This is a genomic window from Subdoligranulum sp. APC924/74, assembly GCF_003324125.1.
GTDB lineage: Bacteria > Bacillota > Clostridia > Oscillospirales > Ruminococcaceae > Gemmiger > Gemmiger qucibialis.
In genome coordinates this window covers 1-14,429 of sequence record NZ_PSQF01000036.1, presented here as the reverse complement: position 1 = coordinate 14,429, position 14,429 = coordinate 1, and the positions used below count along the sequence as shown (strand labels likewise).

General features: G+C 55.7%; 11 protein-coding genes and 1 pseudogene. 7 read left to right on the top strand and 5 right to left on the bottom strand.

The features are described from left to right. On the top strand, nucleotides 1-2,676 hold the full coding sequence (locus C4885_RS09585) for an alpha-L-rhamnosidase (RefSeq protein ID WP_114000121.1): 2,676 nt from the start codon (nucleotides 1-3) through the stop codon (nucleotides 2,674-2,676). Between the two features lie 101 nt (nucleotides 2,677-2,777). Beyond that, complete coding sequence (locus C4885_RS09580) at nucleotides 2,778-3,737, top strand: ketopantoate reductase family protein (protein ID WP_114000120.1); 960 nt, start codon at nucleotides 2,778-2,780, stop codon at nucleotides 3,735-3,737. A 322-nt stretch (nucleotides 3,738-4,059) separates the two neighbouring features. Here C4885_RS09580 and C4885_RS09570 read toward each other — a convergent pair whose 3' ends face one another. After that, a complete protein-coding gene (locus C4885_RS09570; protein ID WP_114000118.1) occupies nucleotides 4,060-6,306 on the bottom strand; it encodes a glycoside hydrolase family 2 TIM barrel-domain containing protein in 2,247 nt (748 codons plus the stop codon). 185 nt (nucleotides 6,307-6,491) lie between these two features. Here C4885_RS09570 and C4885_RS17205 point away from each other — a divergent pair, with 185 nt between their 5' ends. Continuing rightward, nucleotides 6,492-6,614 (top strand): hypothetical protein, encoded by a 123-nt coding sequence (locus C4885_RS17205; RefSeq protein ID WP_256359664.1) that lies wholly within the window; start codon nucleotides 6,492-6,494, stop codon nucleotides 6,612-6,614. Nucleotides 6,615-6,721: 107 nt separating this feature from the next. Here C4885_RS17205 and bilS read toward each other — a convergent pair whose 3' ends face one another. The 4 genes and pseudogenes from bilS to C4885_RS17040 all read right to left on the bottom strand — a co-directional run. Beyond that, nucleotides 6,722-7,225, bottom strand: coding sequence for a flavodoxin family protein BilS (gene bilS, locus C4885_RS09565; RefSeq protein ID WP_114000117.1), 504 nt, complete (start codon nucleotides 7,223-7,225; stop codon nucleotides 6,722-6,724). Nucleotides 7,226-7,245: 20 nt separating this feature from the next. Further along, nucleotides 7,246-7,455: a hypothetical protein gene (locus tag C4885_RS09560; protein ID WP_114000116.1), complete on the bottom strand. Its 210-nt coding sequence runs from the start codon at nucleotides 7,453-7,455 to the stop codon at nucleotides 7,246-7,248. A 38-nt stretch (nucleotides 7,456-7,493) separates the two neighbouring features. Next, complete coding sequence (locus C4885_RS16665; protein ID WP_199488097.1) at nucleotides 7,494-7,658, bottom strand: hypothetical protein; 165 nt, start codon at nucleotides 7,656-7,658, stop codon at nucleotides 7,494-7,496. A gap of 50 nt (nucleotides 7,659-7,708) precedes the next feature. Next, nucleotides 7,709-7,825: pseudogene (locus C4885_RS17040) on the bottom strand (helix-turn-helix domain-containing protein); the annotation flags it as partial. A 964-nt stretch (nucleotides 7,826-8,789) separates the two neighbouring features. Between C4885_RS17040 and C4885_RS09550 the strand changes: the two are divergent. Genes C4885_RS09550 through C4885_RS09535 form a run of 4 tightly spaced genes read left to right on the top strand, consistent with a single transcriptional unit; the run spans nucleotide 8,790 to nucleotide 14,203 of the window. After that, the gene (locus tag C4885_RS09550) at nucleotides 8,790-11,315 is read left to right on the top strand and encodes a TIM-barrel domain-containing protein (protein WP_114000115.1); all 2,526 of its coding nucleotides are present in this window, start codon (nucleotides 8,790-8,792) and stop codon (nucleotides 11,313-11,315) included. A gap of 41 nt (nucleotides 11,316-11,356) precedes the next feature. Further along, entirely contained in the window at nucleotides 11,357-12,391 is a 1,035-nt protein-coding gene (locus C4885_RS09545) for a TRAP transporter substrate-binding protein (protein ID WP_114000114.1), read from the top strand. 3 nt (nucleotides 12,392-12,394) lie between these two features. Further along, on the top strand, nucleotides 12,395-12,886 hold the full coding sequence (locus C4885_RS09540; protein WP_114000113.1) for a TRAP transporter small permease: 492 nt from the start codon (nucleotides 12,395-12,397) through the stop codon (nucleotides 12,884-12,886). 15 nt (nucleotides 12,887-12,901) lie between these two features. Next, complete coding sequence (locus C4885_RS09535) at nucleotides 12,902-14,203, top strand: TRAP transporter large permease (RefSeq protein ID WP_114000112.1); 1,302 nt, start codon at nucleotides 12,902-12,904, stop codon at nucleotides 14,201-14,203. Nucleotides 14,204-14,429: the final 226 nt, after the last annotated feature.

Here is a 14,429-nt window from a genome sequence, read left to right as displayed (position 1 = left end):
ATGCTGACTGTGACCGGCCTCTGGTTTGACCATGAGCGGACCCCCGTTGGGCTGGACCATACCCCCGTGTTCGGCTGGCAGCTGGAAGGGAACTGCCGGAACATCCGCCAGACGCAGTACCGCCTGCAAGTTGCCCTGACCCCGGATTTTGCCGCGTTGCTGTACGATGAAACCTGTGAAACCGGAAACTCCACCGCGGTGCACGCGGCGGGCCTGACGCTGCAATCGCTGCAAAAATATTACGCCCGTGTGCAGGTTTGGGCCGATACCGCTGCTGGCCCCCAGCAGACCCTGTGGAGCGAACCGGCGGTGTTCATCACCGCCCTGCTGGACCCGGCAGCCGAGTGGAAAGCCGAGTTTGTGAGCGCGGAATCCCCCGAAACCTGCAGGGAATCCTCCGCCGGTACAATGGTGCGCGCGGCGTTCACCGTAAAGCCGGGGCTGCGGGCCGCGTATGCCTGCACCACGGCGCTGGGGCTGTATAATGTTTATCTCAACGGCCAAAAGGTCAGCACCGATGAGATGACCCCCGGCTGGACAAGCTATAACCGCCGCCTGCTCTACCAGACCTATGAGGTCACTGCCATGCTGCACCCCGGCCTCAACATGGCCGGGGCAATGCTGGGGGCCGGGTGGTACAAGGGTGTGATGGGCCTGACCCGCTCCCGCAACAACTATGGCGATACCACCGCCTTTGCCATGCAGTTGACCCTTGTGTATGCCGATGGCACCCGTGAAACCGTGAACACCGGCCCAGCATGGCAGGGAACGAAGGCACCTGTGATATTCTCAGAGATTTACCACGGAGAAGCATACGATGCCGCGCTGGAACTGCCCCACTGGGCCGAATGCGAAACGCCGGAAAACACCCCCGCAGGCCGCTGGCACGCCGTGCACACCGTGCCGTACCCTGCCGCCAAACTGGCCGCCCAGGCCGCAGGCAAGGTATGCGTGCAGCAGCGCATCCCAGCGCAGCGGGTGTTTACCGCGCCGGATGGCAGCACAGTGGTGGATTTTGGCCAGAACATGGCGGGCCGGGTGGAAATTACCGTGCAGGGTACAGCCGGGCAGGCGGCTGAACTGCGCTGCTTTGAGGAGCTGGATGCCGATGGCAACCCCTACCTGGCCAACCTGCGCAAAGCCCGCACCACCATGCAATATACCTTTGCCCGCAGCCAAACGGTGACCTGGCAGCCGCAGTTTACCTATATGGGATTCCGCTATGCGCTGGTGGTGCAGTGGCCGGGAAAACCGGAACCGGCCAATTTTACCGCCTGCGTGCTGCACAGCGCCATGCAGCCGGCGGGGGAGTTTACCTGTTCCGAACCGCTGGTGAACCAGTTGAACCATAACATTTTGTGGGGGCTGAAAAGCAACTTTTTGGATGTGCCCACCGATTGTCCCCAACGCGATGAACGCCTTGGCTGGACCGGCGATGCACAGATTTTTTGCGAGACCGCCTGCTGGCTGGCCGATACCTGGACTTTTTACAGCAAGTGGCTGAAAGACCTTGCCGTGGACCAGCTGCCGGACGGCGGCGTGGCCAATGTGGTGCCCAATATTGAGGAAACCCACACCGAGGCCAACTGGCTGATGAAAAACTGCCCATATGGCGCTTCCGGCTGGGGCGATGCCGCGACTGTGATCCCCTGGGTGCTGTACCAGATGTATGGCGACGATACCATTCTGCGCAGCCAGTACCCCAGCATGAAGCGCTGGGTGGATTTTATGCGCGCCAACACCCAAAACGGTCTGTTTGATTTCAAGATGCAGCTGGGCGACTGGGTGGCGCTGGACGCCGAACCGGGCAGTTATTTTGGCGCAACCCCCACGGCGCTGACCAGCCAGGCGTACTATGCGCTTTCGGCCCAGCTGCTGGCGCTGGCGGCGGAGGTACTGGGCAACCGGCAGGATGCAGAGCTTTACGCGGGGGTTCACCGCCAGGCAGCCCAAGATTTTGCCGCAAACTTTTTTACTCTGGATGGTGCAATGACCGCCCAGACCCAGACAGCCCATATTCTGGCCCTGCGCTTTGGCCTGACCCCGCAAAAGTGGAAGCAGAAAACGATCCAGCGCCTGCTGGAACTGTTGGAACAACAAAACGGGCATTTGGTTACCGGCTTTTTGGGCACACCGTATTTCTGCGCAGCGCTCAGCCAGAATGGCTGCTGGCAGCAGGCGTATGACCTGATGTTGAAAAAAGATTACCCCGGCTGGCTGTATCAGGTGCTGCAGGGGGCCACCACTGTGTGGGAACACTGGGATGGCCGCCGCCCGGACGGCACGATGTGGTCCGCGGGGATGAACTCTTTCAACCATTACGCATACGGCGCGGTGGGGGCATGGCTGTACGGCGAGTGCGCCGGTATTGGCCAGCAGCCGGGCACGGCAGGTTTTTGCGCCGCACGGCTGGCCCCGCGCCCCGGTGGCGGGCTGCGCTGGGCCCAGGCCTGGCACCAGACCCCCTTTGGCCGCTATGCCCTGCAGTGGCAAGTTGATGACGGGAAAATCACCGTTACGGCGGCAATTCCACCCAATGCAGCGGCAAAAATCTGCCTGGAACCCGGTGCCAAGCTGCTGGAAACGGACGGCCTGACCTTTGCGGAACAAAACGGATGCCCTACCGCCCAAGTGGGCTCCGGCCAGTATCGGGTCAGCTATACGATGGAGCAGTAATTGAACCAAAGCGTTCCTGTATGGTACAATAGCCCCAAAGAAATACAACGATTACCCGCGGGAATAGAAAAAGTACTGCAGGCGAAAGGGGAAAGGGAAACATGCAAATCAAATCTGTTGCTGTTCTGGGGGCCGGTGCAGTCGGCTCTTATGTCATCTGGGGACTCAGCTCCCGCAAGGATATTCGCCTTGCTGTAATTGCCGAAGGCCCGCGTGCCGAACGGCTGAAACAACAGGGAATCACCATCAACGGCACCACCTACCGCCCGCAGGTTTGGACCCCGCAGGAAGCAAACGGCGTGGATCTATTGGTGGTTGCGCTGAAATACGGTGCGCTGCCCGGCGCACTGGACAGCATTGCCGCCGCCGTTGGCCCCAACACCACCGTGATGAGCCTGATGAACGGTGTGGACAGTGAGGAAATCATCGCCGCCAAAATTGGTGCGGAACATGTTCTGCCCTCCCTCATCAAGGTGGCCTCCCACAAGGAAGCCGACGGCTACCACTTCAACCCCGAAACCACCATCGGCATTATCTATGGCGAGCTTGCCGCACCGCTGAAAAGCGAGCGCGTGCAGGCGGTGGAAGCATTGCTTGCCGGTACGGGCATTCATTCCCGCGTTACCCCATATATTAAGGAAGAAATCTGGAGCAAGTTCCGCCTGAATGTCTGCAACAATCTGCCGCAGGCCATTTTGGGCGCGGGCGTTGGCTGTTACCAGAGCAGTGCCCACATGAAAGCCATCAGCGATGGTTTGTGCCATGAGCTGGAGGCCATTGCCGTGGCAAAGGGCATTGATTTGAGCAAGGTGGATGCAAGTTCCCGCCATGGCAGCCTGGTTCCACCTGCAACGCGCTATTCCACGTTACAGGATCTGGATGCCGGGCGGCACACCGAAATTGACATGTTCTCCGGTGCGCTGATGCGGATGGGGCAGGAACTTGGCATTCCCACGCCGTATAACGAGTATACCTATCACATGATCAAGGCACTGGAAGAAAAGAACGATGGCCTGTTTGATTATGCGGCCAAGGCAAGCGATTTGACCTGCGCCAAATAAGCGGGCGAGAGGGAAAAGCATAAAAGCGTTCTACCGGATGCGCCATAGCCAGTGCGATTCGTTGCTGACCTGCTGCACGGTAATTTTGCGTTTTGAGGATGGGCGCATCAAAGCCCAGTACCCTATGGATGCAGCCGGGGCAGAAAAGGTGAAACACTTTTTTACCGCAAAACCGGACGCACAGGAAGAAAAAGAATTAACAACGACAAAAATAACAATAATACGCGAATAAAAACGCCAGAGCAGCAACCCTTACCGGGTGCTGCTCTGGCGTTTTTGCTTGCTGTTCCGTCTGCCTTTATGGGGTTAAAAAGGCAGGGGATTACTTTTTAATCTTGATCAGCTGGGCGTTCAGGCTGGGCAGGAACTTATCCCCCAGCATGTCGGTGGAGATCATGCCGCTCATGTGTTCGGGGCTCATGCCGCTCATCATGCTCCACATCCCTTGGCCGGGTTTCAGGTCAAAGTTGGTGACCAGCTTTACGGCCTTGGCAACAATGGCAAAAGCTTCCTTGTTCTTGGCCAGCTCTGCCATAGAGTCCTTGATAGTATAGTACCCTTCGGGGAATTCCATCGGGGATTCCAGATCCAGGCTGCCCATCTGCTTAAACCAGTTGGCAACGCCCTCCTGGCGCTCATTGAACTCCGGCAGGGTGTAGCAGGCGGGCTCTTTCTCTACTTTTTCCAGCGTGATGGAATCCTTGGCGGAACCGGCCACGGCCAGCAGGGTGTTAAAGCCCTCGGCCAGCGCCACGGTAAAGTGGAACACGCGGTGGGCCTGCTGGGTGCCAACTTCCTTGCCGTTCAGGTACAGGGTCACGCAGTCCTGATTGGAGTAAACCTTGACTTCGGTGGTTTCCCCGGCGCGCTGGGCATAGCGGCGGCCGTTGATGTGCACCATCGGGTCCTTGGTCCAGTATGCCTGATACAGGTAGAAGCTGTCCTTGCGGGTTTTGCGGTCAATGGTAACAAGGCCCTTATTGTTGCGGCCTGCCACGCCGCCCTCGTTGCGGGCTGCGCAGCCAAAGTCGAACATGTTCCATACATGGCTGGCCCAGATCCAGGGACGATCCTCAAAGGCCTGTGCCATATATTCATGATATACGGCCTGGTATTCCTCGGTATAATCCTTGCACTGGGGGGTGCTGCTGTGCCAGTTGATGATGCCTTCGCAGCCGTATTCCGAAACGCCAAGGCAGATATCGGGGTGCTCGGCGTGGAACTTGTCCAGCCAGGGACCATTGTCCTCAATCTTGCCGCCATACCAGCCAAAGTAGTGGTTGTAGCTTTCCAGGTCGGTGATGTGGTGCATGGGGCCGTCGGTCGGGGTGTGCGAAACATGGGCAATGGTGGTGGAACGGGTGGGATCCAGCTCTTTGCACAGCTTCTGCAGGTCGTGGTGGCGTTCCACCAGCTCCTGGCTGATGCCGCCAATCAAAATTTCGTTGGAAATGCCCCAGAACATGATGGACGGGTGGTTGTAGTTCTGGATGATCAGCTCGGTCATCTCGCGGCGGCAGTGTGCGTGGGCATCCTCGCCGGGTTTGAACACGCTGATGAACGGAATCTCGGCCCAAACGGCAAAACCGATGGAGTCGCAGGCGTTATAGAAATCCTGACTGTGCTGGTAGTGAGCCAGACGAATGGTGTTGGCACCGACTTCCTTGATCATCTGGGCATCCTCGTAATGGTCGTCAATGCTCAGAGCGTTGCCTTTGTACAAGCGATCCTGATGGCGGGAAACACCGCGCAGCGGGGTGGGCACGCCATTGATGGAAAAGCCGCCGTCCGGGGTGACGGTGTAGCTGCGCACACCAACATTGACGTACAGATCGTCATAGGATTCATTGCAGCGCTGCAGGCGGGCAATTACGGTGTACAGGTTGGGCTCGTCCATGCTCCACAGCTCAGCATCAGGCACATACAGGGTAACGGCGGTGTTATCAGCCGGGCGGGTGGCGGAAGCAACCTCAAATCCATAGGGATCTTCAATGCTGTACTGCACGGTAAAGTTTTCGTCCGGGTTGGTCACATAGCTTTTGATTTCGAACGTGGCGCCGCCGTCCGCTGCCGGTTTGGGGGTAACTTTAATGCCGGGGCCGCCGAAATAATCCAGGTCAAAGTGGGTGTTGGGCACGCTGATCAGGTTGACGCCGCGGTACAAGCCGCCATAGAACGTGAAGTCGGCGGAAGAGGGATACATGGACGGCGTATCTTCGTTGCTGACTTCAATGGTCAGCTCGTTCTCGCCGTCATGGCACAAATCCGTCACATCAGCGCGGAAAATGGAGTAACCGCCCTCGTGGGTGGTGGCAACCGTTCCGTTGACCTTGACGGTAGCGGAAAGGGCTGCGGCCAGAACTTCAATATAGGTGCGGCCGCCGGCCAAAGGCTGCTTGGGCGCAGTAAAGGTGCGGGTGTAAACACCGGTGGTGCGCAGATAGCTGCCGTTGCCGTCCATGCCATCCACCGCGTTCCAGGTGTGGGGCAGGGTAACCGCTTCAGCCGGGCGTTCGCCCTTGGGGAAGGTCAGGGTCCAGTTTTCGTTCAGGGAAATTACGTTACGCATGGCAAATCTCCTGTCTTGTTGTGGTTTGTGGTGCGGAATGTTATTTTATGATAGGTTTATTGTACCACAGCGTCCGACAGGATTTTAGAAAGTTTTTATGAAGAAATAGTAGAATTTTCAGTAGAATGATTTGTAAAATGCAGGACTGAATAAAAACTGCTTGCAGTGCTTGCAGCAGTTCTTTTATGGTACTTGATGATAAAAGGCTGCCGCCTGCATGTTTCGATAGCGCACCAATTTTTGAGCGGCGCACCTGCGCCGCGGTTCAAAAGCAGCGTTCTTTTTTAATTTATGGCAATACCGCATAATTCTAAGTGCCGATACGGCGAGCGAGGTGCCGCAGCCGCCGGAGCGGTGCTTAAGCCGTAAGGCGGGAATTGTGCGGTATTGCCTAAGGAATCCCCCTGTTCTATTGTCAATCCAAAACGATTTTCCTCAGTCTCTCCAAATCGTCCTCATCCGGATGGGAGAGGGCACGGTCAAAGTTCTCAATCAGAGCGTCAATGTTTGCCGGATGCTCCGGCTGTGTCTTCATTTTCATATAACGATCCCGTACCGACTGCGGCATTTTGCCCTGGCACATATACTCTCCGAACACGGAGTTGCTTGGGCCAACAGACTGCTTAACATGCTCAAGGATCTTCTGAAAATATGCCTCGCTGCCGCCAAAGCCCGCCGTCCCGAATAGAAAAACCTTTTTGTCTCTCAGCTTTGACAGTAGTTCCAAGGTTGCACTGTCCGCGTTGCCCTTATCCGTCCAGAACCCGATATAGAGTATTTCGGAGTGCAGTTCTTCCGCTTTCGGCGCACCGAAATAGTCACAGTCTTCTGCCGGAAGCACCGCGCGAATTGTATCAGCAAGTTTTTTTGTGTTGCCGGTCAAGCTGCTGAATATGATCGAATATTTTTCCTTATCCATAGTAAAAGCCTCCTGTCTAATCAAATCGGCATCGGTGTCCGGGCAATCAGAATGACCGCCAGAATCGCGCCCACAAACGCTGTAGCACCGATGACAGCCAACACATTTTTGTTGATTTTCTTCTTCGCTGCTTTGCAGATCAGAGCGGCGCAAGCTACGCAGACAGCCGCAGCAATAAGCGCAATGCCAAGTGTTTCCCATAACCACGACAATTCATTGATCCAGTTCATAACATCACCTGTCTTTCTCCATTCTCTTCCGGATGCGCTTAGTCCCTTAAGCCGTATTTCTTATAGGTGTTCAGCAGCTGCTTATAAAAGAGCCGGTTGCCAAAAAACTGCCGATACGTCGCGGACTTCTCTCGACCTTCGGCTTTGAGGCGTTCCATCTCATCCGCCTCGTAAGAGGCTTGTGCCTTGAGATCATTGAGCATCTTTTCAAATCCGCGATTTTTCTGTAAGAGCCTTTGGTGCGTGGAAAGAAAATGCCGTTCTCGTACCGGGTAATCATACGTCTGTTGATCCCCAGTGCATCGGCTACTTCCTGCTGGGTCAGCTTCCGCTTCTCCCGTTCAGCCTTGAATTTCTCTCCAAACGTCATTTTGGTGATCACTCCTGTCCACAAAAAGCTTGCGCCATCAAATTGCGCAAGTCTATGGCGAAGGCATTTGAGGTGCGTATCATAATGACTGAGCAATCCAACTGCTCATAGCATATCCTGAATTGCTCATTCCGTCAAGAAACATAGGGAGTCGTACACGAAAAAGTTAGGGCAACACCGCACAATTCCCGCCTTACGGCTTAAGCACCGCTCCGGCGGCTGCGGCACGGCATCTGCGTTGCCAAAATGCTCGATAATGTCGGGTTGCGGTACCCGCATCGTGCTTCGGGGGCAAAAGCCCCTCGCACTCTGCGACCGCTGCCCCTGCTTCGGTTCGCTGTTTCCGCCACTGGCGGCGCTCACCTTTGCAGCATCCAGTATTATCTGCGCTTTTGGCTTAGCATCTGCCGCACCTCGCTCGCCGTATCGGCACTTAGAATTATGCAGTATTGCCTTACATCTTTTGAGCAGTTCAAATGAACAGGCATTTGTACTGCCGAAAATCATCCGTACCGGCATACACCGGTGTGAAGGAACCGGAGTAAGAAATACGGAAATGGCTGCACAGTACAGAAAAGGATACGCCCCGGTTACGCTGGGTGTAGACGGGTTGCGGCTTACAATATAAAAGGAAAAGCCAGAACTGCAGGAAACAAGCAGTGCTGAAGATGTGCCAACCTCATCCAATCCAAATCCCCAATCCCACCTCCGTCCCACCGCCTATTCGGCCTTCAACCTCGACTATATCACATTTTGCAATATTTAGGCTACAAAATGTGAGGAAAAAATGAACGAACTTTGATATGATAGGGATGAAATAAAAGGCTGCTATGGATTATGGGGAAAGGAATGGCGGTTTCTGTTCAATATGCCCACTGACGAGCAGAAAGTGCGTGACCGTAATTTTTAAGCAGGCCCAAAAAACGGACAAATACATGGAACAGAAAAGGGAAGGAGCTTGTACATGAAAGTTTGCTACACGGCAGGCCAGGTCAAAAAGCTGGAAAACTGCTTCTCGGTTTCCACCAATGCGGTGGAGATCCGCATCTGGTTTTTGACGGACGATATTCTGCGTATCCGCGCCGGTTTTGATGGGGACTGGGACGAAGCGTCCTACAGTCTGACCATGACCGCCTGGGACTCCCGCACGGACGAGCTGATGAAGGACTGCCGCAAGCGCGTGCAGACCGCCGCTGCCGAACTGACCGATGGTGACAAGCAGGCCGTGATCCAGGGCAGCCGCCTGAAGGTGGTTGTGGAAAAGGCACCCTTCCGTATCATGGTATACGATAAAGATGGCAGCCTGCTGCATGCAGACATTCCCGACCTTGCTTATCGTGAGGATTCCAACCACCGCCGCATGCACGCTTCCCAGATCGAAGCCGACGACTGCTTCTATGGCTTTGGCGAAAAATCCGGCGAGATCAACAAGGCTGAAAAGTACATGAACATGGCCCCCGGCGATGCCATGGGCTACAATGCCAAGGAGACCGATTCCCTGTACAAACACATTCCGTTCTACATCAAGCTGAACCGCGGTACCAAACAGGCAGTTGGTTACTTCTACCACAACACCGCTGAATGTGATTTCAACATGGGCCGCGAAAAGCGTAACTACTGGCACCGTTACTCCACCTACCGCACCGATGCCGGGGATGTGGATCTCTTCCTGATCGCAGGCCCCTCCATCCGCGATATCATTGAGCGTTACACCGATCTGACCGGCAAGTCCGTCATGCTGCCCAAAGCAGCGCTGGGCTACCTGGGCAGCTCCATGTACTACCCCGAATTGCCGGAAAACAGCGATGACGCTGTGCTGGAATTTATTGATACCACCCATGAGGAGGATATCCCCGTGGACGGCTTCCAGCTTTCCTCCGGCTACTGCGCCGTGGAAACCGAGCAGGGCATCAAGCGCTGCACCTTCACCTGGAACAACAAGCGCTTTAAGGACCCCGCTGACTGGTTTGCCCAGATGGTCAAGCGCGGCATTCTTGTTTCGCCCAACATCAAACCCGGCATGCTGCTGGTTCACCCCCTGTTGGAAGAGATGAAGGCAAAGGATATGTTCCTGCCTGCATCCGATGACAACGCCGGTGTGGACGGCCTGGCGGTGGGCACCTGGTGGGGCGGCCCCGGCCTGTTTGTGGACTTTACCAAGCAGTCCACCCGCGAACACTGGAAACAGTACATCAAGGACGCCCTGCTGCGTTACGGCTGCCGCTCCCTGTGGAACGACAACTGCGAGTATGACAGCATGGTGGACAAGGACGCCAAGGTTTATTTTGAAGGCAAGGGCAGCACCATCGGCACCATGAAGCCGGTGATGAGCAACCTGATGTGCCAGCTTTCCAACGAAGCCATTGAAGAGTACGACCCCAACTGCCGTCCCTTCTCTGTCTGCCGTTCCGGCCATGCCGGCATCCAGCGTTACGCCCAGGTTTGGGCAGGCGATAACCTGACCCACTGGGATACCCTGAAATACAACATTGCCACCATCCTGGGCATGGCCCTGTGCGGCGTTTCCAACCACGGCTGCGATATCGGCGGTTTCTATGGCCCCGCACCGGAGGCCGAGCTGTTCGTGCGCTGGGTGCAGAACGGCATCTTCCAGCCGCGCTTCTCCATCCATTCCACCAACACCGACAACACCGTGACCGAGCCCTGGATGTTCAGTGATAAAAAGCAGTACATCCGCGATGCCATCAACTTCCGCTATAAGCTCAGCCCGATGCTGTATTCCCTGATGGTGCGCGCCCACGAAAGCGGCCTGCCAATCTGGCAGCCCACCTTCGCCGTGTTCCAGAACGACCCCGCCACCTATGATGAGGGCGTTGACTTCATGTTTGGCGATTCTCTGCTGGTGGCCAACGTTGTGGAAAAGGGCCAGACCGTGCGCCCTGTCTACCTGCCCAAGACCGAGAACGAAAACGAGCGCTTCTACAACTTCTACACCCGCGAGGAGTACGCTCCCGGCCAGACGATCGAGGTACCGGTCGATATTTCCAGCATCCCGCTGTTTGTGCGCAGCGGTGCTATCCTGCCCATGAGCGGCAACCGCCTGCACAACCTGATGACCGAAAAGACCACTGAGCTGGAGATCCTGATGGCACCGGATGTGGATTCCGAGTTTGTTCTGTACGAGGATGACGGCTGCACCAATGAGTACCTGAAGGGCGCTTACCTCAAGACCCGCATTGCCGTGACCGCAGGCGTAAAGACTTACGTTCACTTTACCAACGAGGGCGATTACGATACCGCTGTGGAAAGCATGTATCTGGATATGATCCACCGCGAAAAATCCCCGTTCTATGTGCAGCTGGACGGCAAGGAGCTGCCGCACTTCCTGCACCGCCGCAAGTTTGAGGAAGCCGAGAGCGGCTGGTACTACAGCCAGCGCCTGAAGAGCGTGCAGGTCAAATACCCCAACCCCAAAAAGGACCATGAGGTCATGGTCTCGTTTGAGCAGTTTGATCTGATTGGTATGTAACGCGCCGTAAAACGCGATACAAAATAGAAGGAGGAAACAAAATGTTCAAAAAGATTGCAGCGCTGGCAACGGTTGCTGTGCTGTGCGCCGGGCTGATGGCCGGCTGCGGCGCATCCAGCACCACGGCTGACACCAGCTACAGCGCAGAAAACCCACTGGTTCTGACGCTGGCCCACGGCCTGTCCGAGGCCCACACCGTCCACATTGCCATGACCCAGTTTGCTGAGGAAGTGAACGAAAAGACCGGTGGCCGCGTCCAGGTCAAGATCTTCCCCAACGGCCAGCTCGGCAGCGAAAACGAGAACCTGGAGCAGCTGCAGGCAGGCGTTATCGCCATGACCAAGGTTTCTGCCCCCGGTCTGGCAACGTACAACGAAGCCTACAACGCATTCGGCCTGCCTTACATCTTTAATGATACCGAGGATTTCTACCATGTCATGGACTCCCAGCAGATGCAGGATTTCTTCCTCTCTACCGGCGATGACGGCTTTGTTACCCTGACCTATTACACCTCCGGCGCCCGCTCTTTCTACACCAAAGACAAAGCCATCCGCACCCCGGCTGACCTGAAGGGCCTGAAGATCCGCGTGCAGGACATGAAGTCCCAGACCGATATGATGAACTATCTGGGCGGCATTCCCGTTGCCATGTCTTACGGCGATGTGTATACCTCCCTGCAGACCGGCATCATTGACGGCACCGAAAACAACGAAACCGCACTGACCACCGGCAAGCACGGCGAAGTGTGCAAGGTCTACTCCGTTGACCAGCACGCCATGATCCCCGACGTTCTGATCATGAGCGAAAAGGTATGGAAGCAGATCTCCCCGGAAGATCAGGAGATCATTCTGGAAGCTGCCCACAACTCTACCGAGGCCCATAAGGTCATGTGGGATACGGCCATTGAAGAAGCTGTAAAAGAAGCACAGGAAACCATGGGCGTTGAGTTTGTTTACGATGTAGACAAGGAAGCTTTCCGCGAAGCAACCCAGCCCATGATCGAAGCATACGAAGAACAGTATCCCGGCGTTAAGACCCTGATGGATACGATTGAAGCTGCACGAGAGGGGGAATAAAACATGAAACAGTTTTTGGGTAAAGTAAAGTTCTGGATGGATAAGTTCCTCAGCATTGCCTGCGCCGTTCTGCTGTCTTTCATGACCATCCTGGTTCTCATCCAGGTGTTCTCCCGTTATGTCCTCAACAGCCCCGTTGCCTTTACGGAGGAACTGGTGCGCTACAGCCTGATCTGGACCGGCTTTATCGGTGCAGCTTACGCATTCTCCACCCGCGAGCATATGTCCCTGACGCTGGTGCGCGATAAATTCACCGGCAAGGCCCACACCGCTCTGCTGGTTGCCATCGACGGCCTGATCCTGCTGCTGGCGATCTTCGTCATCACCATCGGCGGCTTCAAGCTGGCTGTTTCTGCCAGCCGCGAATTTTCCGCTTTGCTGGGCATCCCCCGCAGTCTGGTGTACTCCATCGCTCCGATTTCCGGCATTTTCATCATCATCGCCCAGATCATCAACATTTATGAAGATATCACCGGCGAAAAAGTTGACTGCTAAGGAGGGCACAGAACAATGAGCATTACACTGACAACCGTTATCCTTTTTGCTGTGTTCGGCGTGCTGCTGTTTTTGGGCGTGCCCATCTCCATCAGCATCGTGGTTTCTTCCATTGTAACCGCCATGTCCACCCTGTCTTGGGACCAGATCACCTTTATCACCATGCAGAAGATGAACTCCGGCGTTGAGTCTTTCTCTCTGCTGGCTGTGCCCCTCTTCATCCTGGCTGGCAACATCATGAACAACGGCGGTATTGCCAAGCGCCTGGTCAACTTTGCCCAGCTGTTCGTTGGCAAGATCCCCGGCTCCATGGCACAGGCCAACATCCTGGGCAACATGCTGTTCGGCGCACTGTCCGGTTCCTCTGTTGCTGCTGCTTCCGCCATGGGCGGTTGCATCAGCCCCATTGAGGAAGAAAACGGCTATGACCCCGCTTACTCTGCAGCAGCCAACATTGCTTCCGCCCCCACCGGCCTGCTGATCCCGCCCACCTCCGCATTCATTGTTTACTCCACCGTTGCTGGCGGTGTTTCCATCTCCACCCTGTTCATGGCTGGTTACGTTCCCGGCATCCTGATGGGCCTGTGCTGCATGCTGGTTGCCTTTGTCGGCGCCAAAAAGGCAGGCATGAAAGCTACCGGTTATGATAAGAGCAAGAGCATCGGCAAGACCATTTGGGACGCTGTGCCCTCTCTGCTGCTCATCGTCATCGTTATCGGCGGTATCGTTTCCGGTATCTTCACCGCTACCGAGGGCGCTGGCATCGCAGTTCTGTACTGTCTGATCCTCTCCATCGTCTACAAGAGCATCACGTTCAAGAGCTTCTTGAAGATCCTGCTGGATTCCGCCAAAACTTCCGGTATCATCCTGTTCCTGATCTCCGCTTCCTCCGCCATGTCCTTTGTTATGGCTTACTCCGGCATCCCGGCAGCCATCTCCAACGGCCTGATGAGTCTGACCAGCAACAAGTACATCATCTTCCTGCTGATGAACATCATCCTGCTGGTGATCGGCATGTTCATGGATATCACCCCGGCTATCCTGATCTTTACCCCGATCTTCCTGCCCATCGCTACCAGCTTTGGCATGACCGAGATCCAGTTCGGCGTTATGCTCATCTTCAACATGTGCCTGGGCAACATCACCCCGCCGGTTGGCTCCGTTCTGTTTGTCGGCTGCGGCATTGGCCATGTTTCCATCGAGCAGGTCACTTCCAAGCTGATCCCGTACTTTGTCGCATTGGTGCTGGCCCTGCTGGCTGTTACCTATATCCCGGCACTGTCTCTGGGTCTGCCCAGCCTGATGGGCCTGATCTGATCGCAGGCTTTGCCCCGTAACTCAACAATAGCATAAACAAAAACGGCACCGCTGCCCAAAGGGAAAAACCCGGGCGGCGGTGCTGTTTTTGCTAAGGTTCCAGATACACTTTAGGGTGTTGAAGCGACCGGTTTCTGCACAATACCTAAGGCAACACCGCACAATTCCCGCCTGACGGCTTAAGCACCGCTCCGGCGGCTGCGGCACGGCATCTGCGTTGCCAAAA